The organism is Bradyrhizobium sp. USDA3010 (assembly GCF_056429065.1).
On sequence record NZ_JBWJZD010000012.1, the window covers coordinates 1 to 22,096 of the forward strand.

Here is a 22,096-nt window from a genome sequence, read left to right on the forward strand (position 1 = left end):
CAAATCTTCGAAGCACTCGGCAAATCGTTGCATCGGCCGCTCCCTCTAGATCAGGAGCGACCTTCAGAATCTCTTTCTCCCGATTTGGCAACTACTTGCAGCCGCGCACGTGCGATTCCCCTGCCCTGCGGGGGAGGGTTGGGGAGAGGGGTGAGCCCTGGGCGAGACGGCCAATGCAAGCAGTGTCGTCACAACTCGCTGCACAACACCGAAACTCAAAGTGAGAGACCACCCGTGTGGTACCCCTCTCCCTAGCCCTCCCCGCAAGGGGGCGAGGGAACCCTGCCGCCTATGCGTCCCTCACATCGGCGGCCCCCTACACCGCGCTGGCCTTCAGTTTCCGGTACTCCGTCGGGGTCACACCGGTCGTCGCTTTGAACGCTCGGTTGAAGGGGCCGAGCGACTGGAAGCCGGCGTCCATCGCGATGGTGATGACGGGAACTGCGGACTGGGTCGGATCGGCGAGCGCGGCCTTGGCCTCCTCGATCCGGTGGTTGTTGAGGAAGACGTTGAAATTGCGGTAGCCGAGCCGCTGGTTGATCAGCCGCCGGAGACGATATTCGGGGATCTTCAACCGGGTTGCCAGCGTGCCGATCGTGACGTTGTCGTGGCGATAGATGCGCTCGTCCGCCATCAGCCGCATCAGGGCATCGACCAGTCTCTGGTCCGCCGCCTCCTCGACCGCGGCGGGCTTCGTCAGGACGACGGCCTCCGCCGGCACCGTGAACAGGTCGGCACCGTCGACGCGCATCATCGCCCAGGTGATTGCGGCCGCGATGGCGGTGAGCACGGCCGCGTTCAGCAAATTGGCCCCTTCCACGGTCACGCGGCTGCCGGCATAGGCGATCTGAAGCAGCGCGTTCATGCCGCCGTACAGCGCAGATGCGGCGACGATGAAGACGCGGACACGGCGGCGACGCTCGACCAGATCTGCCGACCACGATCCGATGGTTTGCGCCACCGCGAGCGCAACGAAGACGAGCGTGAGCGAATTGACCATGATGATCGCGATCCGCGCGTGACCGGCCGGTGCGATCCACATGCAATTGACGAAGCTGTAGGCCACGACCGCAGCCCAGATCAGGCCGTGCCACCAGCGCAGCTGAAACGCGTCATCGAACAACGCGCGCGTGAACAGCCAGAACACCACGATATCGCCGGTCGAGAGCGCGATCAGTGGCGCATGCCAGTCCGAGACCGGCGGCCCGGCACCCATCGACGCGGTCACCGCATGCGCGGCCGAGCCGAGCGCGAAGGCGATCGCGAGCCGCCCGGCCAGCACCTTGCGGAAATCTGCGAACATCGAGGCCGCAAGCACCAGCAGCAGCGTCACGGTGGCGGCGCGCAGGCACAGTTCGGTTGCGGCAAAGGTCATCGGTCGATGCGATCTCCAAGGTCAGCAGAGAATCGTCCGTCAGGCGAGATTTTTCAAGAACCATCGCGCGGCCAGCGGCTGCGCTGCGTGACCCAGATATCGACGACATCGCCCTCGAGCTTGCCCGGGCCCTCATTGACAGCACCCAGCCGCCGCGCCACGGCCTGCGAGGCGACGTTGGCCGGATCGATGCAATGGATGATGCGGTCGACCGTGAAGTTGGCGAACACAAAGTCGATCGCGGCGCGCGCGGCCTCCACCGCATAGCCCTTGCCGCGATACTCCTTGGCGATGCCCCAGCCGACCTCGAAGCCCGGCCATTCCGGCGGATAATATGGCCCGACGCGGCCGACATAGCGGGCGGAAGACTTCTCCTCGACCGCGAACATGCCGAAGCCGTGCAGCGCCCAATGGCCCGAGATGACCGCCGCATTGCGCCAGCCCTTCAGCTCCGACGTGACAGGCTGATGATCCGGCGTGATGAAGCGCGCCGTCTCGGGATCGGACAGCATTTTCGTGTTGTCGGCGATATCGGACGCGCGCCACGGCCGCAGGATGAGGCGCGCGGTCTCGATCACGGGACCATCGACACCCAACAGCTTCGCGCCTGGCTTGATCAGAGAAACCATGACGTCCTCCAGTTTCCAAGTTTGTACTTGCTGCCATCGAGAGCAGGTGCAAGCCACAAGTAATTCGTCGTCCCTGCGAAAGCAGGGACCTATAACCACCGATGTGTGTTGCTAGCGAAAGCTGGGGCCCCAGCCTTCGTAACATAAGCATCGGTGGTTGGGTCCCGCTCGCGCTTCGCTTGGCCGGGACGACGATTGGAGTATGATCGCTACACCACTGTTAAGGAGTCCGACATGAGCTGGCAGCCCTCGACCGATCCCGAACTCGGCGATCCCAAGACCTGCGACGCGCTGGATCTGATCATCGTGCCGCGCACCCGCGATCTCGGTGACGGCTTCGCGGTGCGCCGCGCGCTGCCGCATGGCAAGCGGCAGATGGTCGGGCCCTTCATCTTCTTCGACCATTTCGGTCCGGTGCAATATCTCGCCGGCAAGGGCATGGACGTGCGGCCGCATCCGCATATCGGGCTCGCCACGGTCACCTATCTGTTCGACGGCAGCATCATGCACCGCGACAGCGAGGGCAACATCCAGGAGATCCAGCCCGGCGCGATGAATTTGATGACCGCGGGGCGCGGCATCGCGCATTCCGAGCGCACGCCCGACGTGCAGCGCCGCGACGGCCAGAAGATGCTCGGGCTGCAAAGCTGGATCGCATTGCCGGCCGGAAAGGAAGAGATCGCACCGTCGTTCCAGCATTATGGCGCGGGTGACCTGCCGATGATCTCGGAACGCGATTTCACCGCGCGCGTCATCGCAGGCTCGGCGTTCGGCATCAGCTCGCCGGTCAGCATGGTGTCGCCGTGGTTCTACACCGAGGTGACCGCGCAGGCCGGCACCTCGGTGCCGCTCGACCCTGATCACGAGGAGCGCGCGATCTATCTCGTCGACGGCGAGGTCGAGATCGCGGGCGACCGCCACGAGGGCCCGCGGCTCCTGATCTTCCGGCCCGGCGACCGCATCACCGTGAAGACGCTGCGGCCGACCCGCATGATGTTTTTGGGCGGCGACGCCCTGGAAGGGCCGCGCCACATCTGGTGGAATTTCGTCTCCTCCTCGAAGGAGCGGATCGAGCAGGCCAAACAGGACTGGAAAACCGGGCGCTTCGCGCAGGTTCCGCACGAACACGAGTTCATTCCGCTGCCGGAGTGAGCTATTTCCTGTGATAATCTCTCACGCCCGCACGCCTCGTGTGCGGGCGCTCGTGTTTGCAAAGCCACCCGGAAAGACCCCGCCCATGACCGCAATGCTATCCAGCGATTTGCCCCTGCCCCGGATCGGCCGCGGCAAGGTGCGCGATATCTACGCCGTCGGCGACGACCGCGTGCTGCTGCTCACCACCGACCGCATCTCGGCATTCGACGTGGTGATGGCGGAAACCATTCCGATGAAGGGCGCAGTGCTGACCCAGATCAGCGCCTGGTGGTTCCGGCAGCTCGAAGGCACCGTGCCGCACCACATGATCAGCGCCGATGCCGACGAGATCATCCGCGCAGCGCCTGAACTCAAGAACCATCACGCCGACATCCTCGGTCGCGCGATGCTGTGCAAGCGCACCACTGTGTTCCCGATCGAATGCGTGATCCGCGGCTACATCTCCGGCTCGGCCTGGAAGGAATACGCCGCCGAGGGCACCCTCGCCGGCGAGAAGCTGGCGCCGGGCCTGGTCGAAAGCCAAAAGCTCGAGCCCGCGATCTTCAGCCCGGCGACCAAGGCCGAGGCCGGCCATGACGAGAACATCACGGTTAAGCGGGTGCGCGAGATCGTCGGCGCGGACGTTGCTGCGACGCTGGAGAAGATGGCGCGCGACGTCTACGCTTACGGCGAACAGACCAGCCGCGCCCGCGGCATCATCATCGCCGACACCAAGTTCGAATTCGGCCGCGACAGTGACGGCCGCATCATCCTGATCGACGAGGTGATGACGCCGGATTCGTCGCGGTTCTGGGCGGTCGATGCCTACAAGCCCGGCCAGCCGCAGCCGAGCTTCGACAAGCAGCCGCTGCGCGACTATCTCGACGTCGAACGCCACGCCGGCCGCTGGAACGGCGACGCCCCGCCCCCACCGCTGCCGGCGAGCGTGGTGGATGCGACCAGCAAGCGCTACCTCGAAGCGTATCGCCGCGTGACCGGGACCGAACTGAAGGTCTAGCGGCATCGTCGGCGCGTTCGCTCTATCACCGTCACCCTGAGGAGGCCGCAACGCGGCCGTCTCGAAGGGTCGACGGCCACCAGCGGGGCCGTGCATCCTTCGAGGCTCGCCGCGCTCACACCTCAGGATGACGGAAAAGAGAGAGAGACCAGGTGAATCCCATTCACCCCTGTTGAAGACATACCTTTTGTCGGTACATCCGCCTCCCTGCATTCTCGGCGCAAAGCGGAGAGTGCACGATGCGGCAATTGACTTATATCGGCGGCAACAAGGTTGAATGGTGGGACGTTCCCCCGCCGAGGCTTCAGGATGACCGCGACGCGCTGGTGCAGCCGCTCGCGGTGACGCGCTGCGATCTCGATCTTGCGATCGTGCACGGCCGATCGGGCCTCGCCGGCCCATTTGCGCTCGGACATGAGACCGCGGGCCGCATCGTCGACATCGGCGGCGCCGTGAGGAATTTCGCGCCCGGCGATCTCGTCATCGTTCCGTTCCAGATCAGTTGCGGGGCCTGCGACCGCTGCCGGCGTGGCCACACCAATGCCTGCACGGCGGTGCCGTTCCGCTCCTCCTACGGGCTGAAGCCGGTCTGCGGCGTGGAGTACGGCGGCGGCCTGTCCGACCTCATCCGCGTGCCGTTTGCCGATCACATGCTGGTGCGCCAACCGAACGGCCATGCCCTCTCGCAAACCGCGGGACTGGCCGACGGCGCGACCGACGGGTTCAGCGCGGTGGCGCGCTGGCTCGCGCAACGGCCCGGCGCCGATGTCCTCGTGATCGGCGGCTTCGCGCAGTCGCTCGCACTGTTTGCGGTGCAGGCGGCGGTGGCGCGCGGCGCGGGCCGCGTCGTCTATCTCGACGACCACGCGCCGCGCCTCGCCAAGGCGAAGTCGCTCGGTGCCGACATCATCGAAGCCCCTAGCGGCCTGTCGATGGAGCCGCCCCGCCTGTTTCCGATCGTGATCGATGCGGCCGCGACCGGCGCCAGCATCCTGCTGGCATTCCGCGCGACGGAACCGAACGGCATCTGCCAGCGCATGTATGGCGACTTCGCCGAGACCACGCCGGTGCCGCTGCGGCATATGTATGGAGTCGGGATCACGCTGAAGGTCAGCCGCGTCAATGTGCGCGCCGAACTGCCCGACTGCGTTGCGCATGTGACGGCAGGACATTACCACCCAGAACATGTCATCACCCGCCGTGTCCGTTTCGAGGATGCGCATGAGGCGATCGGGGACCCGACCATCCGCGTCGCCTTTGTTCGCGATGGCATCGCGTGATCAACAGGGTTAGGCTCGGCTCAACCAACAAGCCCAAGGGAGCCAGCCCATGACCGAAGCCGATAGCGTGCTCGTCGAGCGCGATGGTGACATCGCCATCATCTCCATCAACCGTCCGCATTGCCGCAACGCCGTCAACGGCGCGACCGCGCGCAAGCTATATGACGCGTTCCTGGCATTCGATGCGGATGCGAGTGCATCGGTCGCCGTGTTCACCGGCACCGGCGGCTATTTCTGCGCCGGCGCCGACCTGAAGGCTGTGGCAGCAGGCGATCCCGAGAAGAAGCGCGAGGTTCGCGGACACAACACGATCGCGCCGATGGGACCGAGCCGGCTGCGGCTGTCGAAGCCGGTGATCGCCGCGATCGAAGGCTTCGCGGTCGCCGGCGGCATGGAGCTTGCGCTGTGGGCCGACATGCGCGTCGTCGCCGAGGACGCAACCTTCGGCGTGTTCTGCCGCCGCTTTGGCGTGCCGCTGATCGACCTCGGCACCATCCGCCTGCCGCGGCTGATCGGCCATTCGCAGGCGATCGATCTGATCCTCACAGGACGTCCGGTCGCAGGCCCCGAGGCGCTTCGCATCGGGCTCGCGAACCGCTTGGTGCCGAAGGGCGAGACGCGCGCGCACGCCATCGCGCTCGCCAAGGACATCGCGAAATTCCCGCAGACATGTTTGCGCGCCGACCGGCTCTCGGCGTTGCGGCAATGGGACCTCGACGAGGAAGAGGCGATCCGGAACGAAATGCGTGGCGGGCTCGAGGTCATCGCTTCAGGCGAGACGCTATCCGGCGCGGCGCGCTTCGCCTCCGGTATCGGCCGCCACGGCGCATTCGGCAATGAGGGCGGCAATGGGTAGTCCCACAGCGCCAGCCTTTGCGTTCCTGCTGCCGACGTGCTGAGCTGTCGTACCATTCCGAAAGCAAGACGATGCCCGCGCAATCGATCGCAACCGAGCTGAAGAACTTCACGACATCTAATTTCCGCCTGGAGAACGGCAGCGTGCTGGGCGAAGTCACCGTCGCGTACCGCACCGTCGGCACGCTGGCGCCTGACCGCGACAATGTCGTGCTAATCACCCACGGCAACACCAGCGGGCCGCAGATGATCGATCCCGGAGGATCGACCGGCGAAGGCAGCTGGAACGAGATCGTCGGCCCCGGCAAGGCTGTCGACACCAACCGCTACTTCGCGATCTGCCCGAACATGCTGGGCTCGTCCTACGGCTCGACCAATGCGGCGAGCATCGATCCGCGGACCGGCCGGCGTTACGGGCCGCGCTTCCCGGACATCACCGTCAGCGACATCGTCGCCACCCAGCGCGCGATGCTCGATGATCTCGGGATCGACAAGCTCGTTGCGATCGTCGGTCCGTCCTATGGCGGTTTCCAGGCGCTGCAATGGGCGGTGAACTATCCCGACGCCATGCGCGGCATCGCCGCTGTCGTCACCGCGCCGCTGGTGCCGCGCGAGCGCGCCGAAGGCAATGTCGCGCGCCTGATGGCGGTGCTGTCGCAAGATCCGAACTGGAACGGCGGCGACTATTACGATCACGGCGGCGTGCTCGAAAGCATGATCCAGATCCGCGCCGCGACGCTGAAGAGCTACGGCATCGAAACGCGGCTGCGCGACACGATGACCGATCCCGCTGACATCGAGGCCGCGATCCGCGCCGAGGCGGCGGAATGGGCCAGGGGGTTCGACGCCAATTCGCTGCTGACTCTGGCCAAGGCGCTGCGCGGCTTCGACGTCACGGCGCGGTTCGGACAGATCAAGGCCAAGCTGCTCTATGTCCTGTCGCGGACCGACAGACTGTTCCCGCCGGAGCTTGCGCCGCAGGTGATGCCGGCACTGAAGGCCGCCGGCGTCGACGCCGATTATTTTCTGCTCGACAGCGACTACGGCCATTCGGCATCGGGCCGCGACGCGCACAAATGGGCGCCGCGGTTGCGCGCATTCATGGACAGCCTCGGCTAGAGCGTTTTCGAGCGAAGTGGACACCGGTTCGCGTGAAGAAAACGCGTCAAACAAGAGTCTAGAGCTTCGGTTCTGATTCAATCAGAACCGAAATTGCTCTAGAGCAAGCCGCTGGCGGTCGCCTCAAGTTGCTCCATCAGCGCCTTGTCCTGGTACCGCGCGAGCGAGAGGCCGCGGGCGAATTCGGGCACGGGCGCACCGACCACGGCGCGGGCGCAGAGATCGCCGGTGGCGCAGGCGCCCATCGTGCCGTAACCCGACAGCGCGGTGGCGAGGAAGACGCCCGGCGTCTTCGCCGGGCCGATTAACGGCCAGTTTTCCTTCGTCATCGGGTAGTAGCCGCCGTAATGCACGCGGTCGCGCGGCAGCGCGCCGAGATATTGCGCGAGGCGCGGCTGCAGCCGGCTCGCCGCGCGCAGCACGACTTCGGGGAAATATGGATTGAGCTCCGGCTCGCGCACCGGCGCCGTGGTCTGCTCGGCATTGAAGGCCCAGCCGAGCTTGACCCACTCGCCGTGATCGCCGCCGTCAGGCCGGCAATGGATGCTGCCCGGCATCGGCGCCAGCAGCCGCGCGAATTCCGGCGCCGCGGACAGCGCCTCGCGCTCGTCATCGGACCAGGCCAGCGTCTGGCCGTCGAGGTCGATCGCAAACGGCATTTTGCGATCGACCGCGCGGTTGCGATCGGCGAACGCGATCTTCTGCTGCAGCACGTTGACGACCGGAAGCGCTTCGCCATGCATCGCCGCGACATGCGCGGCGAACGGGCCCGCGGCGTTGACGATGATGTCCGCCTTGATGGTCCGCCTCGCGCCATCGGCCAGCACGTCGACGGCGAAGCGATCGGTCTTCGCGATGCCGACCACCTTGGCCTGCTGGAATTGCGCGCCCAGCGGCCGCATCGTCTCCAGCATGTACTGGCCGAGCTGCTGACCGCTGATGTCGCCCGCCCGGCGGATGTGCAGCGCAGTCGAGATCTCCTTGTCGAAGGTCGGGTAATGCGCCGCAATCAGATCGCGGCCGAGCAGAACGTCGACGCCGTCGGGTGCGTTTTGCCAGTCCGCCGAATGCGGCGGCACGTAGCCGCGGCTCGATCCTTCATGCAGGCGGATCAGCTTCGCGGCTTGCTCGCCATAGCCGGCGTAGAGCTGCTGCAGCAATTCCTCAGGTTTCTCCTCGCGCGTGACCAGCAGATATCCGCGTCGCGTCATGTGGATGCGGTTGTCGCTGCGGCGTGCGATCTCCTCCATCAGGTCGGTGGAATGATCGGTGAAATCGGCCATCGTCGGATGCGGCCACCAGTTGCGGTAGTTCTCGCCCGACTGCGCCGAGGTCAGCGCCATCGGCTGGCCTTCGTCGACGATCAAAAGACGCGCACGCTTGTGCTGAACGGCGAGGTAGTACGCCGTGGCGATGCCGACGATGCCCGCACCGATCACCAGGATTTCGACGTCATTGGTCTTCACGCGTGGTCTCCCAAAGGCCCGCAGTGGGGCCTGCGATGATTTGAATTGTCACAGCGATCAGACCGGGCGTTCGGGGCCCGCATCGCGCAACGCCTGGCGCTGCGCCGAGCGCAGCGTCTTCTGCGTCTCCTCGATGTGATCGCGCAGCAGGCGGACGGCCTTCTTGACCTCGCCGTCGCGGCAGAATTCGAGCAGCCGGTAGTGCTCGCGCTGCGGACGCTCCTTGCCGGTCGCCTGCGACACCAGCGCCCGCGTGAAGCGGCCAACGTGGCCGTAATTCGCCTCGATCATGCTGAGCAGCCGCGGACGATTGCACGGCGCGTAGAGCGTGGCGTGGAATTTCCAGTTGAAAGCGCCCCATTGCGCCGGATCAGGCTCGGCGTCGTAAGCACGAAGGATTTTCGTCGCCGCCTCGAGATCGATCTCGCCCATCGCGGGGATCGCCAATCGCAAGGCGTGGCATTCGAGCGCAATACGTATCTCGAGCAGCTCGATCACCTCGTCGATCGACAGGTCGGAGACGACGGCGCCGCGGTTGGGCAGGAAGGTCACAAAACCCTCGGCCTCGAGCTGGCGCAGCGCCTCGCGCACCGGGATGCGGCTGGTGCCGAACCGGGCAGCGAGCTCGTCCTGACGCAGCTGCAGTCCGGGCGCGAGCTCGCCGGAACTGATCGCGGCCCGCAGCGCCTCACGCACGGCGTCCGGCGCGGAACCGTGAGGTCCGGGCCCTCGATGGCTGGCGGCGGTCGCTGGTTCCATCCGACTTTCTCTTCTCGCTGGTGAGCCAAGCCAAGATATCCGGCTTGGTCATGATTGTATAAAATCAGATTGCCGATTATGCAATCCTATGTATAAAATCTTGATCGATCGTATCCAATTCTGCCGGCGTCCGCGAGCACCTGATGAACAAAGCATTCGAGCAATTGATCTACCTAGCCTTTCTTGCGACGACGGCATCAACACAGGCGCATGCCCAATCGCCCGGCGGGACGCTGGCCAAGATCCGCGACATCGGCGAAATCCGGCTCGGACACCGCGACGTCTCGGTCCCATTCTCCTATCTCGACGACAACCAGAAGCCGGTCGGCTTCGCGATGGACCTCTGCGCGCGGATCGTCGAGGTGGTGAAGAGCGAGCTCAAGCTGCCGGCGCTGCAGACCAGGCTGCAGCCGATCCAGCTCTCCACCCAGATACCGCTGATCGAGAACGGCACCATCGACATTGTCTGTGGTCCCGCCACCAACACGCTGGAGCGGCAGAAAGTCGTCGCCTTCAGCACCACGATCTTCGTGTCGAGCATCCGCGCGGTGGTGCAGAAGGACGCGCCGATCAAGACCTTCGAGGATCTCGGCGGAAGGCCGGTCTCGCTGACCTCGGGCTCGACCTCGATCGGTCTATTGAGCGCACGCGCCCAGGCGAAGAACTTTCAGACCAAGAACATCCTGACCCCGGATCATGCCGCATCGTTCCTCGCGCTGACCACCGGGCGCAGCGACGCCTTCGTGATGGACGACATCCTGCTCGCCAGCCTGATCGCGGGCAGCCCCAATCCGTCCGACTGGCGCATCATCGACGACAGCCTGCGCACCGAGCCGTACGGGCTGATCATCCGCAAGGGCGATCCGGAGTTCAAGGCACTGGTTGACCGAACGCTGGCTGCCATGATGAAGAGCAACGAATTCCAGGAGCTCTACGCAAAATGGTTCACGCGGCCGATCCCGCCGAAGAACGTGAACCTGAATTTCCCGATGACGGCGCCGCTGAAGGACGCGGTCGCCGATCCGAACGACAAGGGCGTGTGATCGGCAATCGCGGGCGCGCGGCGGATGTTTCGCAGCGAAATCGCGACAACGAATGGCCGCCGCGGCACCAGCTTGTAGCGCGCGACGGCCTTTCGACGCTTCCCTAGAAGTCGACCGTCATGGAGAGCCACAGCGTGCGCGGCATGCCGCTGATCACATAGCCGGTTGGATTGCCGATCCAGTAGTGCTTGTCGAACAGATTGGTCAGTGACGCCCTGAACGTGGTCGGGCGTCCCGCGAGGGTCGTGGCGTAACGCGCACCGATATCGAAGGTCGCCCAGGCGGGGACGCTCTGGAAATTGTCGGCGCTGACATAGGCCCGGCTGGTGTAGATGGCGCGCGCCGTCGCGGTGAGGCCCGGCACGAAGGGCGTATCCCATTCGACGCCCAGATTGCCCTGCAGGTCGGGCGCGCCGATCGCCCGATTGCCGTCGTAGAGGTGGCCTTGCGTCTGGGTGAGCCGGGCATCGAGCCAGGTCACGCCGCCGAGGACGCGGACGCCGGGCGCGACCTCGCCAAAGGTATTGAGCTCAACGCCGCGGTTTCTCTGTTCACCATCGAGGCTGTAGATCTTGGTGATGGGATCGATCACGCCGCTCGGCAGGCTGATCTGGAATGCCGAGAGGCTCGCGCCGAAGCCTCCGAGATCGAGCTTCGTGCCGACTTCGGCCTGCCGGGTCTTGAAGGGGGCGAACACCGCATTGGTGTTCACCGCGCCGGACGGCGGCGTCGGCCCCGGCGTCAGGCCTTCGATGTAGTTGGCATAGAACGAGAGCTGTTTGATCGGCCGCACCACCAGCGCGATCGAAGGCGACGTTGCGCTGTCGTCGTAGTGCGTCGTTTCCAGCCCGGTGACAGGATTGAAGCTGTTGGCGATCACCTGCTGTTGGCGTGCGCCCACGATCACTTGCAGAATGCCCCCCATGGTCGTGATGGTATCGGCAACGCCGACGCTGCGCAGCCCGAGGAAGTCCGACTTGCCCTCCGGGAACGCCGATACCGGGATGCCAGCGGTCGCCAGCAAGGTCGGCCGGTAGATGTTAGTCAGGTAGGTCGCGTAGTTGGTCTGGCCGAGCCAATCGGTCCGGTCGAGCGCGCTGCCGCTGACGACGACCTCGTGGCCGACGGGCCCCGTGTCGAAACGCGCACGGACGCCCGCCTCGCCGGAGACGCCCTCCGACTTGCCGGTCTGGAATCGGGATGTGCCCAAGGCATCGCCCGCGGTATTGAGAATCGTTGCGCCGGGATCTTCCTGCTTGTCGTAGCGGAACTGGTTGGCGCCGATCGCGCCAAACACGGTGACGCTGTTGCTGAGATCGTATTCGGCCCTGGTCAAGCCGGTCAGGCTCTGCGAGCGCGCACGATCGAACGGCTGCGCGAGATTGATGCGCGGATCGGGGGCCTTCGGCATGGCGATGCCGGGCACCGGCGTGTAGCCGCGCTGGGCCGCCTTCATCCAGTCGTCCTGGGAGATGATGTCCGCGGACCAGCGAAAGCGTTCGCCATGATAGTCGACGCCGAGCGAACCAACGCCGTTGCGCGTGGACTGCCGATCGATTGAGGTGTTGCCGCCGTCGATTCCGCCGTTGAAGCGAACGCCCCACTCCTTCTGTTCGCCATAGCGGCGGGCGAGGTCGAGCTCCGTTCCGAAACGTCCATCCGAAATGTAGCCCGCGGTCAGGCGCGTGAGGTCTTCCGCGGCCCGCTTGGTCACGACATTGACGGTCCCGCCGATGCTGCCTTGCGGGGCCATACCGCTGAGGAAGGCACCCGGCCCCTTGAGCAGCTCAATGCGTTCGATCGGCGCCGGGTTGACGCGATAGGCCGGAACGAGGCCGTAAAGTCCGTTCAAGGCGATTTCGCTGTTCTCGACCCGGAAGCCGCGGATGGTCAGCGCGTCGTAACGGTTGCTGCTGCCGATCGCAGCGCGCACCGACGGATCGGAATTCGTCAGCACTTCGGCAACGCTGGTTGCCTGCTGATCGCGGATCGTCTTCTCGGTGTAGCTCGTCAGGCTGTACGGCGTGTCCATATAATCCCTGTTGCCGAGCAGGCCGAGTTGTCCGCCGCGCGCGACCTGGCCGCCGATATAGGGCACGGGCAACGCCGCTTGCTGCGCACCGGCCGTGGGCGTGGCCGCGGGTGCCTGCACGTGCTCACGCCTGCTCGCCTGATGCGATGCCGACGAACGCGCCGACCGTGACGATGACGGCCTCCGAACCGGCGTGGCGCGATGCTGTGGCGCGGCCACGACGACCGGCGGAAGCGGCGCAGCACCGCTTGCGGGTGGTTGCTCCGGCGACTGCGCGAGCGAAGGGACCGCGGTCAGGAGGAGCGACGCGCACACGAGTCGGAATGCGCACGGAACGTTTGAAGTGACGAGCATGAGGTCCCCGGGTTCTTCTTGGTTTCGTCTCGAACATCGTCAGAGTTCGAGCGCGACCACCGGGGCATAGGCATCACGCAGTGTGACGCCAACTAGAACGCATCTAAGAGAGGGGATGAAGCTTGCTGCGCGAGGCGACATCGATGCGGTAGATTCCGCGTTTCGATTATTCCTTCGTTGGGTGGCGGCGCGCGTATGCAGCTTGATTCTGACGGCGAACCTCAGATTAGAAAGGTTCCTGGCGCGATCGTCGTCGCGATGAGAACGATCCATTCGGCGATCGCGGTGAATTGTCGCAGCCTGATAAATGCCGCCGGGAGCGATCGACAATGACGACTGACGGATCTCCGGCATGTGTCCCCTCGCCCATGAGAGCGAAGGGACACAGTACTCCGCGATCAGACGCCGGCCATCATCACGTATTTGATCTCGACATACTCATCCATGCCGTGGCGCGAGCCTTCGCGGCCGAGGCCGCTTTCCTTGACGCCGCCGAACGGTGCGACCTCGGTCGTGATCAGGCCGGAGTTGACGCCGACCATGCCCGACTCCAGTGCCTCGGCGACACGCCAGACGCGGCCGATGTCACGCGAATAGAAGTAGGAGGCGAGACCGAACGGCGAAGCGTTGCACATCGCGATCACGTCGGCCTCGTCCTTGAAGCGGATCACCGGCGCGAGCGGGCCGAAGGTCTCCTCCTGCGCGACCAGCGCGTCGGGTCTCACATCCGACAGCACGGTCGGCTCGAAGAAGCTGCGGCCCAGCGCCGACCGCTTGCCGCCGGTCACGATCTTCGCGCCGCCCTTCACGGCGTCGGCAATGTGCCGCTCGACCTTTTCGATCGCCTTCATGTTGATCAGCGGCCCCTGGGTCACGCCGGCCTCGGTGCCGTCGCCGATCTTCATCTCGGCGACCTTCTTCGACAGCTTCTCGACGAACTGGTCGTAGATCTTGTCCTGCGCGTAGAGACGGTTGGCGCAGACGCAGGTCTGGCCCATGTTGCGGTATTTGGAGACGATAGCGCCTTCGACCGCGGCGTCGATGTCGGCATCGTCAAACACCACGAACGGCGCATTGCCGCCGAGCTCGAGGCCGAGCTTCTTCACGCCGACCGATGCTTGCCGGTACAGTATCTTGCCGACATTGGTCGAACCCGTGAAGCCAACGAACCGCACCGCCGGATGCTCGCACAGCACCTTGCCGATCGGCGGCGCATCACCGGTGATGATGTTGAGTACGCCCTTCGGCACGCCAGCCTTTTCGGCCAGCACAGCGAGCGCGAGCGCGGACAGCGGCGTCTCGTTGGCGGGCTTCAGCACCACGGTGCAGCCGGCGGCCAGCGCCGGCGACACTTTTCGCGTGATCATCGAGTTCGGGAAATTCCACGGCGTGATGGCGCCGCAGACGCCGATCGGCTGCCGGATCGCGAGCAGGCGGGCATCCGGACGCTGGGTCGGGATCGTCTCGCCATAGACGCGGCGCGCTTCCTCCGCGAAGAACTCGACATAGGCCGCGCCGATATCGACCTCGCCGAGCGCTTCCGCCAGCGGCTTGCCCTGCTCGGAGGTCAGGATCAGCGCGAGGTCCTCGCGGTTGGCGATGATCAGGTCGAACCATTTACGCACGATGTTGGAGCGCTGCTTGGCGGTCAGCTTGGCCCAGGCCGGAAACGCGCGCTGGGCGGCCTCGACGGCCCTGGTCGCGTCGTCGGCGCCCAGCTGCGGGATCCTGATCAGCTCGATGCCATTGGCCGGATTGTTGACGGCGAACTCCGGCGTGCCGACCCAGGCGCCGTCGATGTAGCAGCGGTCGCGCAGCAGCGAGGGGTCCTTCAGGCGGCTTTGCAGGGAGGATGCTGCGGATTGCGTGGCGCGTGCGGCAACGGGCGGGGTCATGGCGTTACTCCTGGAATTTCTTTGGAGGGGTATTCGCCGCCTATATAGGCGGAAAGCCGCGGTAATGCACTGGCGGCCAGCGCGACCCTGCTTGGACGCAAACGCGGCGCCGTTACGGAACACTATCATTTGGGATGGTCCGAAGGAACGGACCTCAGGTGCGCCCTTGTTCATCCGAGGTTCGATGCTGGGCATCGCCCCGGAATGACAGCAGCGCGTCAGATCGCGCCGCCCGACATGTAGGTTTCGCGGCGGCCGATCATGCGCTCGGCCGCAGCCTTGGCGTCTGCCTTGGTCGAGGTTGCGCAGGTCCGGTATTCGAGGTCGGCTTGCGCCCGCGCATCGCGGCGGCCGAACCAGGACTTGGCGCCGGTCTGCAGCAGCGCCAGCGCCTGGGCGACATTGTCGACCGCCTCGAACGAGTGCAGCGCACCGGTACCCGCGTAGCGAACTTCGTAGAGACCTGGGCTGATCGGCGCCTCGATATTCTCGCCACGGCCCGGCCGCGGATAGCGCTTCCATTCACTCCATGTCGAAATCATTGCTGCGTCCCCGCAAGGCGCGAAATGACGAATCTTTTCGTCAAATCCATCCCAATTCGCTGCACCGTTTATGCAGCGATCTGAATGCGTTAATGCAAATAATCAGGTACGAAAATCATTCCTTGATCACGTTACCGTGGCCGTCGTCGGAGGTCACCGGGACTTGTGCGGAGTCCACTGCAAAATCTGCGCGCGTGGTGAACATCCCCTGATCATGGCATCTCGATGGCCCCGGCTGTCACGACATCGCGACAGCACCGCATCGCGCCCGCCTTGCAGGAGCGGAAAAGCGGGAGGATGATCCCCGCACTTCAAAACAATAAACCCACCGGAGGACGCCCCCAATGCAGAGCAAGGCTCAGATCGATCAGGTATTGCGGCAGAAGAGCGAGGCAAAGGAGATTCCCGGCGTGGTCGCCATCGCGGCCACCGGCAAGGACGTGATCTACGAGGGCGCGTTCGGCAAGCGCGACCTCTCCAAGAGCGATCCCATGACCGCCGACAGCGTGTTCTGGATCGCCTCGATGACCAAGGCGGTGACCTCCGCGGGCGCGATGCAGCTCGTCGAGCAGGGCAAGCTCTCGCTCGATGAGCCGATCGGCAAGCTGCTGCCCGATCTCGCCGCCGTGCAGGTGCTCGACGGCTTCGACGCCAAGGGCGAGCCGAAGCTGCGGCCTGCCAAGGGGCCGATCACACTGCGCAAGCTCATGACCCACACTGCCGGCTTCTGCTACGACCTGTGGAACGCCGACATGGGGAAATATATGGAGAAGACCGGTACGCCCGGGATCATCTCCTGCTCGAATGCCGCACTGAAGACGCCGCTGGCAAGCGATCCCGGCACGCGCTGGGAATACGGTATCAATATCGACTTCGTCGGCAAGGCCGTGGAGGCAGCATCCGGCAAGAAGCTCGATGAGTACTTGCGCGACCACATGTTCGCGCCGCTCGGCATGAGCGACACCGCCTTCAAGATCTCCGACGACATGCGCAAGCGACTGGTCGGCATGCACGCCCGCGGCGAGGACGGCACGCTCGCCGCGATCCCCTTCGAGCTCGAGCAGAACCCTGAATTCCACATGGGTGGCGGCGGCCTCTATTCGACCGCGGCCGACTACATCAAGTTCTGCCAGATGATCCTCAACAAGGGCAAAGGCAACGGCAATCAGGTGCTGAAGGCTGAGACCGTAGCTTTGATGGGGCAGAACCACATCGGCGATCTCACCGTCGGCAAGATGACGACGGCGGCGCCGATGTATACCAACGACGTCGATCTCTGGCCCGACATCGTCAAGAAGTGGGGCCTGAGCTTCCTGATCAACACCGCCAAGACGCCGGAAGGCCGCAGCCCTGGCAGCCTCGCCTGGGCGGGCCTCGCTAACACCTATTACTGGATCGATCCGTCGCGTGACGTCTGCGGCGTGATCCTGACCCAGCTATTGCCGTTCGCGGACAAGCACAGCCTGGAGGCCTTCGCAGGCTTCGAGAAGGGCATCTATGCCGGCCTCGATGCCGGCAGCGGACAGCGGGCGGCTTAGGGACGCGAGCGCGATCAACTCCCTCTCCCCGTTCTTACGGGGAGAGGGTTGGGGTGAGGGGCTGCTTCCGAGAGTTGTGATCGCGGTGAGACCTGTACCCCCTCACCCGGAACGCATCTTCGATGCGCTCCGACCTCTCCCCGCAAGCGGGGCGAGGTGAAGCGGAACCTGCTATTCGAATCGATCCAATCCCTCCCCTCACAGGGAGGGATTTTTCATACCCGCCATAGGTCGGGCCTGTCCTGCCGGCGCCAAACGACTAAGATCGCGCAAAAAAGCGCGACGACACGAAGACGACACGAACACGACCATGAGGAGGACGATCTTGGCACCCCCAGCACCCAAGGCAGACAGCTATGTCTGCGGCATTTCCGATACGCCGCTGCTCGGTGAAACCATCGGCCGCAGCCTCGACCGCGCACGCGCGCGCTGGGGTGATCGCGAGGCACTGGTCTCGCCCAGCCACAATGTGCGCTGGACCTGGAACGAATTCGCCTGTCACGTCGAAGCGCTGGCGGCGGGCTTCCTCGCGCTCGGGCTGCAACGCGGCGAACGGATCGGCATCTGGTCGCTGAACCGGCCGGAATGGACGCTGACGCAATTCGCCGCCGCGAAAGCCGGCCTGATCCTCGTCACCATCAATCCGGCCTATCGGCTGAGCGAGCTCGAATTCGCGCTCGGCAAGGTCGGCTGCGCCGCGATCGTGACCGCGACCGCGTTCAAGACCTCGGCCTATATGGAGATGCTGAACACGCTGCTGCCGGAGCTTGCGAGCTCGGAGCCCGGCCATCTGCGATCGGCGCGGCTGCCGCAGCTGCGCGCCGTGATCCAGATCGGCGGACCGGCGGCACCAGGCACGATTCCGTTCGAGCAGGCGTCGCAGATGGGCGGGGAGCGCCATCGCGAGCAGCTCGCGGCGCTCGGCGACAGCCTGCAATTCGACGATCCCGTCAATATCCAGTTCACCAGCGGCACCACCGGCTTGCCCAAGGGCGTGACGCTGACCCATCACAACATCCTCAACAACGGCTACTTCACCGGCCGCGCCATGCGCCTGACCGAACAGGACCGCATCTGCATTCCGGTGCCGCTCTATCACTGCTTCGGCATGGTGATGGGCAATCTCGCCTCGGTCACGCTCGGCACCACCATGGTGTATCCCGGCGAAGGTTTCGATCCGCTAGCGACGCTTGCGACGATCGCGCAGGAGAAATGCACGACGCTGTACGGCGTGCCGACCATGTTCATCGCCGAGCTCGACCATCCCGAGTTCAAGCGCTTCGATCTGTCCTCGCTGCGCACCGGCATCATGGCCGGCGCGCACTGCCCGATCGAGGTGATGAAGCGCGTCAACACCGAGATGAACATGCGCGAGGTGACGATCGCCTACGGCATGACCGAGACCAGCCCGGTGAGCTTTCAGAGCGCGACCGACGATCCGCTGGAGCGCCGCGTCTCCACCGTCGGCCGCATCCATCCGCATGTCGAGGTCAAAGTGGTCGACCTCGACGGCAAGGTGGTGCCGCGCGGCGAACGCGGTGAGCTCTGCACCCGCGGCTACAGCGTGATGCTCGGCTATTGGGACGAGAAGGAAAAGACAGGCGAGGTGCTCGACGCCAATGGCTGGATGCACACCGGCGATCTCGCCGTGATCGACGACGAGGGCTATTGCAACATCGTCGGCCGCATCAAGGACCTGGTGATCCGCGGCGGCGAAAATCTCTATCCGAGAGAGATCGAGGAATTCCTCTATCGCCATCCGAAGATCCAGGACGTGCAAATCTTCGGCGTCGCCGACGCGCGCTATGGCGAGGAGCTGTGCGCCTGGGTCCGTGTGCGGGCTGGCGAAGCGCTCACCGCGGACGAGGTCCGCGCCTTCTGCCAGGGCCAGATCGCCCACAACAAGATCCCGCGCTATGTGGAATTCGTCGACGAATTCCCGATGACGGTGACCGGCAAGATCCAGAAATTCGTGATGCGCGACGCGGTCGAGCAGCGGCTGGGATTGAAGGCGGCGAAGACGGCGTAATCTTTCTTCCCCCTCGCCCCGTTCTTACGAGGAGAGGGTCGGGGTGAGGGGCTGTCTACGCGAATGCGATACAGATGCGTGTGCGGAGACTCCCCCTCACCCGGAACGCATCTCTGATGCGTTCCGACCTCTCCCCGCGAGCGGGGCGAGGTAAGAGGCGCCCTTACACCAGCAGCCCCTTCTCCTTCGCCAGATCCTTCAGCGAGACCAGCGGCCGGGCGCCGATGTGCTGGATCACTTCGGCGGCGGCGAGCGCGCCGAGGCGGCCGGCATTCTCATGGCCGACATTGCGCACGAGACCAACCAGGAAGCCCGCGGCGAACAGGTCGCCGGCGCCGGTGGTGTCGACGAGCCTGTCGATCGGGGAGGCGGGCGCCGATACGACGCCATCACCTGAGATCACCACGCAGCCTTTCTCGCTGCGGGTGACGACGCCGAGTTTCGTATCCTTGCCGAACTGCTTCAGCGCGGTGTCGAAATCCGAGGTCTGGTACAGCGAGTGCAGCTCAGACTCGTTGGCGAACACGAGATCCACCGTGCCCTTGCGCATCAGACCGAGGAATTCGTCGCGGTAGCGATCGACGCAGAACGAATCCGACAGCGTCAGCGCGACCTGGCGGCCCGCGCCATGCGCGATATCGGCCGCCTTCACGAAGGCGTCCTTGGCGTTCTTCGGATCCCAGAGATAGCCCTCGAGATAGATGATGCCGGCAGCTGCGATCTGGGCCGGATCGATGTCGTCGGGCGTCAGGTCCTGCGCCGCGCCGAGATAGGTGTTCATGGTGCGCTCGCCATCCGGCGTCACCAGGATGTAGGAGCAGCCGGTGGCCGGGCCGGACTTGGCCGGCGCGGTGTCGAAGGTGACGCCGGCGGCGCGGATGTCATGGACGTAGAGCTTGCCGATCTGGTCGTCCTTGACCTTGCCGACATAGGCGGCGCGGGCGCCGAGATTGCCGACGCCGACGATGGTGTTGGCAGCCGAACCGCCCGACATCTCGGTCGCCACGCCCATGTCGCTGTAGATCGCGGTGGCGCGCGCCTCGTCGATCAGCTGCATCGAGCCCTTGGTCATGCCATGACGGGCAAGGAATGCCTCGTCGGTCTGCACCAGCACGTCGAAGATCGCATTGCCGATCCCGAGAACGTCGTATTTTGCGTCAGCCATAGACCTGCCCTGTGTTAACGCCACCCAACAAGAGCCGCGACCTATCACGTTAGGCCTCGGGGCAGCAAGGGAAGCTGTTTGGATGAAACCTGTCCGAGCCTCCTGCCAATCCGTCATCCTGAGGAGCCTGCGAAGCAGGCGTCTCGAAGGATGAATCGGCCCCGCTCGTGGCCGTCGACCCTTCGAGACGCGCTTCGCGCTCCTCAGGGTGACGGGTTTAGTAGGGCGGCCGCTGGCAGCAAAGCGCGCGGCTGCTATACAGGCCCGATGTTCCGCTCCTTCCTCACGGTCTCCACGGGAACGCTGGCCTCGCGACTGCTCGGCTTCGTGCGCGATTCCGTGATCGCGGCGCTGCTTGGCGCGGGGCCGGTGGCGGATGCCTTCCTGGCGGCATTCCAGCTTGTGAACGTGGTGCGACGGCTGCTGGCCGAGGGTGGATTGAATGCCGCTCTGGTGCCGGCGTGGTTGAAGACGCGCGACGCCGACGGCATGGCCGCGGCGACCGCCTTTGCCGGCCGCGTGCTCGGCACCGTCAGCGCCGCGGTCATTGCGGCCGCGCTCCTGATCGGCGTACTGATGCCGCTGGTGATCGCGGCAATCGCGCCGGGCTTCGTCGGCCGCGACACGCTGCAATTCGCCGTCGACGACGCCAGGCTGATGCTGCCCTATCTCGCCTTCGCCGGCCCTGTCACCGTGATGATGGCGCTGCTCAATGCGCAGGGGCGCTTCGCGCTGACGGCGTTCTCGCCGCTGCTGTTCAACATCGCGCTAATATCAGTGATGGCCGTGCTGCTGGTGCGGCAGCAGGAGCCGGTGCAGGCCGCGCTTGTCATGGCCGCAACGATTGGCGTCGCCGGCTTCCTGCAACTCTCGATGCTGACGCTGCGCGGGATAAAACTCGCCGCGCCGCTCCGCATCTCCTTCGCCCTCGAGATGCGCGGCTTTCTTGGCCGCGCGGTCCCCGGCATGGTCGCGAGCAGCGCGCCGCAATGGCTCATGGTGGCGGGCGCGGTGATCGCATCGACCTCGCCATCGGCGGTGTCCTGGCTCTATTTCGCCAACCGCCTGCTCGAGCTGCCGCTCGGCATCGTCGGCGTCGCCATGGGCACCGTGCTGATCCCGGAGATGACCCGCGCGGTGCGCAGCGGCGAATCTATTGCGATCACGCATGCGGAATCGCGCGGGCTCGAACTCGCGGTCGGGCTGGCGCTGCCGGCAACGCTCGGCCTGATGGTGCTGAGCGAACCGATCGTGCGGATGCTGTTCGAGCATGGCGCGTTCACCGGGCAAGATACCGCGGCCACCGCGCAGGCCCTGATCTGGCTGACGCTTGCCCTCCCGGCGCATGTGCTGGTGAAGGCGCTGTCGCCGGCGTTCTTTGCGCGCGAGGACACGCTGACGCCGCTGTTTGCGACGTTGAAGGCCATCATGGTCGCGATCGCGGCGGCCTTCCTGCTCGGTCATGTGTTCGGCGCGAGCGGAATTGCCGCCGGCATTGCGCTCGGCGCCTGGAGCAATGCGCTGGCGCTGATCCGCAAGGGCGCTGCGACCTTCGGCTTTTCGATCGATGCCGGGGCGCGCCGCCGGCTGCCACGCATCCTGGCCGCAGCGCTCGCGATGGGCGGCCTGCTCTGGCTCGCGGCAGGCGCGCTGCCGGCCGCCGGCCGCCACGATTTCGTGCAGGCGGCCTCCCTTCTCGTGCTGATCGCGGCCGGGATCGCCAGTTACGGGCTCCTCTTGCAGCTTTTCGGCGTCACAGGCTGGCGGGAGGCGGTTAACGCCGTCAGGCAAAGACGCCCGGCCTGACTTGCGCACCCGGGGCTTAAGTGGCAAACGACGCCGCCAAAGCCGCAATTTCCGGGA

The 22,096-nt window shown here is 65.2% G+C and carries 18 protein-coding genes; 9 read left to right on the forward strand and 9 right to left on the reverse strand.

Going from position 1 to position 22,096, the window contains the following annotated elements:
• Nucleotides 1-316 precede the first annotated feature (316 nt).
• Together AC066Y_RS19640 and AC066Y_RS19645 are read right to left on the reverse strand one after the other, a co-directional pair.
• Entirely contained in the window at nt 317-1,375 is a 1,059-nt protein-coding gene (locus AC066Y_RS19640; protein ID WP_478275332.1) for a helix-turn-helix domain-containing protein, read from the reverse strand.
• Nucleotides 1,376-1,428: 53 nt separating this feature from the next.
• The gene (locus AC066Y_RS19645) at nt 1,429-2,004 is read right to left on the reverse strand and encodes a GNAT family N-acetyltransferase (protein ID WP_478275333.1); all 576 of its coding nucleotides are present in this window, start codon (nt 2,002-2,004) and stop codon (nt 1,429-1,431) included.
• A 234-nt stretch (nt 2,005-2,238) separates the two neighbouring features.
• On the opposite strand from AC066Y_RS19645, the gene AC066Y_RS19650 reads away from it, so the two are divergent.
• The 5 genes from AC066Y_RS19650 (at nt 2,239) to AC066Y_RS19670 (ending at nt 7,410) form a co-directional block, all read left to right on the forward strand.
• The gene (locus tag AC066Y_RS19650) at nt 2,239-3,156 is read left to right on the forward strand and encodes a pirin family protein (protein ID WP_050406223.1); all 918 of its coding nucleotides are present in this window, start codon (nt 2,239-2,241) and stop codon (nt 3,154-3,156) included.
• 85 nt (nt 3,157-3,241) lie between these two features.
• Complete coding sequence (locus AC066Y_RS19655; RefSeq protein ID WP_478275334.1) at nt 3,242-4,156, forward strand: phosphoribosylaminoimidazolesuccinocarboxamide synthase; 915 nt, start codon at nt 3,242-3,244, stop codon at nt 4,154-4,156.
• A gap of 239 nt (nt 4,157-4,395) precedes the next feature.
• Nucleotides 4,396-5,436, forward strand: coding sequence for a zinc-dependent alcohol dehydrogenase (locus AC066Y_RS19660; RefSeq protein WP_478275335.1), 1,041 nt, complete (start codon nt 4,396-4,398; stop codon nt 5,434-5,436).
• 49 nt (nt 5,437-5,485) lie between these two features.
• Nucleotides 5,486-6,292 carry a crotonase/enoyl-CoA hydratase family protein gene (locus tag AC066Y_RS19665; RefSeq protein ID WP_478275336.1) on the forward strand — a complete coding sequence of 269 codons (807 nt, stop codon included), beginning with the start codon at nt 5,486-5,488 and terminating at the stop codon, nt 6,290-6,292.
• Nucleotides 6,293-6,363: 71 nt separating this feature from the next.
• Entirely contained in the window at nt 6,364-7,410 is a 1,047-nt protein-coding gene (locus tag AC066Y_RS19670) for an alpha/beta fold hydrolase (protein WP_478275337.1), read from the forward strand.
• 98 nt (nt 7,411-7,508) lie between these two features.
• Here the strand turns inward: AC066Y_RS19670 and AC066Y_RS19675 are convergent, their stop codons facing one another.
• Together AC066Y_RS19675 and AC066Y_RS19680 are read right to left on the reverse strand one after the other, a co-directional pair.
• A complete protein-coding gene (locus AC066Y_RS19675) occupies nt 7,509-8,876 on the reverse strand; it encodes an NAD(P)/FAD-dependent oxidoreductase (protein WP_478275338.1) in 1,368 nt (455 codons plus the stop codon).
• A 57-nt stretch (nt 8,877-8,933) separates the two neighbouring features.
• The gene (locus tag AC066Y_RS19680) at nt 8,934-9,635 is read right to left on the reverse strand and encodes a GntR family transcriptional regulator (RefSeq protein ID WP_478275339.1); all 702 of its coding nucleotides are present in this window, start codon (nt 9,633-9,635) and stop codon (nt 8,934-8,936) included.
• A gap of 143 nt (nt 9,636-9,778) precedes the next feature.
• On the opposite strand from AC066Y_RS19680, the gene AC066Y_RS19685 reads away from it, so the two are divergent.
• Entirely contained in the window at nt 9,779-10,678 is a 900-nt protein-coding gene (locus AC066Y_RS19685) for an amino acid ABC transporter substrate-binding protein (RefSeq protein WP_478275340.1), read from the forward strand.
• 103 nt (nt 10,679-10,781) lie between these two features.
• On the opposite strand, the gene AC066Y_RS19690 is transcribed toward AC066Y_RS19685, so the two are convergent.
• The 4 genes from AC066Y_RS19690 to AC066Y_RS19705 form a co-directional block, all read right to left on the reverse strand.
• On the reverse strand, nt 10,782-12,830 hold the full coding sequence (locus AC066Y_RS19690) for a TonB-dependent receptor (protein WP_478275341.1): 2,049 nt from the start codon (nt 12,828-12,830) through the stop codon (nt 10,782-10,784).
• A 273-nt stretch (nt 12,831-13,103) separates the two neighbouring features.
• Nucleotides 13,104-13,418 carry a hypothetical protein gene (locus AC066Y_RS19695; protein ID WP_478275342.1) on the reverse strand — a complete coding sequence of 105 codons (315 nt, stop codon included), beginning with the start codon at nt 13,416-13,418 and terminating at the stop codon, nt 13,104-13,106.
• 44 nt (nt 13,419-13,462) lie between these two features.
• The gene (locus tag AC066Y_RS19700) at nt 13,463-14,959 is read right to left on the reverse strand and encodes an NAD-dependent succinate-semialdehyde dehydrogenase (protein WP_478275343.1); all 1,497 of its coding nucleotides are present in this window, start codon (nt 14,957-14,959) and stop codon (nt 13,463-13,465) included.
• 218 nt (nt 14,960-15,177) lie between these two features.
• A complete protein-coding gene (locus AC066Y_RS19705) occupies nt 15,178-15,501 on the reverse strand; it encodes a hypothetical protein (protein WP_097671264.1) in 324 nt (107 codons plus the stop codon).
• Between the two features lie 344 nt (nt 15,502-15,845).
• Between AC066Y_RS19705 and AC066Y_RS19710 the strand changes: the two genes are divergently transcribed.
• Entirely contained in the window at nt 15,846-17,039 is a 1,194-nt protein-coding gene (locus tag AC066Y_RS19710; protein WP_478275344.1) for a serine hydrolase domain-containing protein, read from the forward strand.
• A gap of 310 nt (nt 17,040-17,349) precedes the next feature.
• Complete coding sequence (locus AC066Y_RS19715; protein WP_478275345.1) at nt 17,350-19,068, forward strand: AMP-binding protein; 1,719 nt, start codon at nt 17,350-17,352, stop codon at nt 19,066-19,068.
• Between the two features lie 163 nt (nt 19,069-19,231).
• Here AC066Y_RS19715 and AC066Y_RS19720 read toward each other — a convergent pair whose 3' ends face one another.
• Nucleotides 19,232-20,233: an adenosine kinase gene (locus AC066Y_RS19720; RefSeq protein ID WP_478275346.1), complete on the reverse strand. Its 1,002-nt coding sequence runs from the start codon at nt 20,231-20,233 to the stop codon at nt 19,232-19,234.
• Between the two features lie 267 nt (nt 20,234-20,500).
• Here AC066Y_RS19720 and murJ point away from each other — a divergent pair, with 267 nt between their 5' ends.
• A complete protein-coding gene (gene murJ / locus AC066Y_RS19725) occupies nt 20,501-22,039 on the forward strand; it encodes a murein biosynthesis integral membrane protein MurJ (protein WP_478275347.1) in 1,539 nt (512 codons plus the stop codon).
• The last annotated feature ends 57 nt before the right edge of the window (nt 22,040-22,096 follow it).

What these genes read in the sequence shown, in the direction of transcription:
- AC066Y_RS19640 (WP_478275332.1), bottom strand. Translation starts at nt 1,375, where the DNA reads ATGACCTTTGCCGCAACCGAACTGTGCCTGCGCGCCGCCACCGTGACG.
- AC066Y_RS19645 (WP_478275333.1), bottom strand. Translation starts at nt 2,004, where the DNA reads ATGGTTTCTCTGATCAAGCCAGGCGCGAAGCTGTTGGGTGTCGATGGT.
- AC066Y_RS19650 (WP_050406223.1), top strand. Translation starts at nt 2,239, where the DNA reads ATGAGCTGGCAGCCCTCGACCGATCCCGAACTCGGCGATCCCAAGACC.
- AC066Y_RS19655 (WP_478275334.1), top strand. Translation starts at nt 3,242, where the DNA reads ATGACCGCAATGCTATCCAGCGATTTGCCCCTGCCCCGGATCGGCCGC.
- AC066Y_RS19660 (WP_478275335.1), top strand. Translation starts at nt 4,396, where the DNA reads ATGCGGCAATTGACTTATATCGGCGGCAACAAGGTTGAATGGTGGGAC.
- AC066Y_RS19665 (WP_478275336.1), top strand. Translation starts at nt 5,486, where the DNA reads ATGACCGAAGCCGATAGCGTGCTCGTCGAGCGCGATGGTGACATCGCC.
- AC066Y_RS19670 (WP_478275337.1), top strand. Translation starts at nt 6,364, where the DNA reads ATGCCCGCGCAATCGATCGCAACCGAGCTGAAGAACTTCACGACATCT.
- AC066Y_RS19680 (WP_478275339.1), bottom strand. Translation starts at nt 9,635, where the DNA reads ATGGAACCAGCGACCGCCGCCAGCCATCGAGGGCCCGGACCTCACGGT.
- AC066Y_RS19685 (WP_478275340.1), top strand. Translation starts at nt 9,779, where the DNA reads ATGAACAAAGCATTCGAGCAATTGATCTACCTAGCCTTTCTTGCGACG.
- AC066Y_RS19695 (WP_478275342.1), bottom strand. Translation starts at nt 13,418, where the DNA reads ATGCCGGAGATCCGTCAGTCGTCATTGTCGATCGCTCCCGGCGGCATT.
- AC066Y_RS19700 (WP_478275343.1), bottom strand. Translation starts at nt 14,959, where the DNA reads ATGACCCCGCCCGTTGCCGCACGCGCCACGCAATCCGCAGCATCCTCC.
- AC066Y_RS19705 (WP_097671264.1), bottom strand. Translation starts at nt 15,501, where the DNA reads ATGATTTCGACATGGAGTGAATGGAAGCGCTATCCGCGGCCGGGCCGT.
- AC066Y_RS19710 (WP_478275344.1), top strand. Translation starts at nt 15,846, where the DNA reads ATGCAGAGCAAGGCTCAGATCGATCAGGTATTGCGGCAGAAGAGCGAG.
- AC066Y_RS19715 (WP_478275345.1), top strand. Translation starts at nt 17,350, where the DNA reads ATGAGGAGGACGATCTTGGCACCCCCAGCACCCAAGGCAGACAGCTAT.
- AC066Y_RS19720 (WP_478275346.1), bottom strand. Translation starts at nt 20,233, where the DNA reads ATGGCTGACGCAAAATACGACGTTCTCGGGATCGGCAATGCGATCTTC.
- murJ (WP_478275347.1), top strand. Translation starts at nt 20,501, where the DNA reads ATGTTCCGCTCCTTCCTCACGGTCTCCACGGGAACGCTGGCCTCGCGA.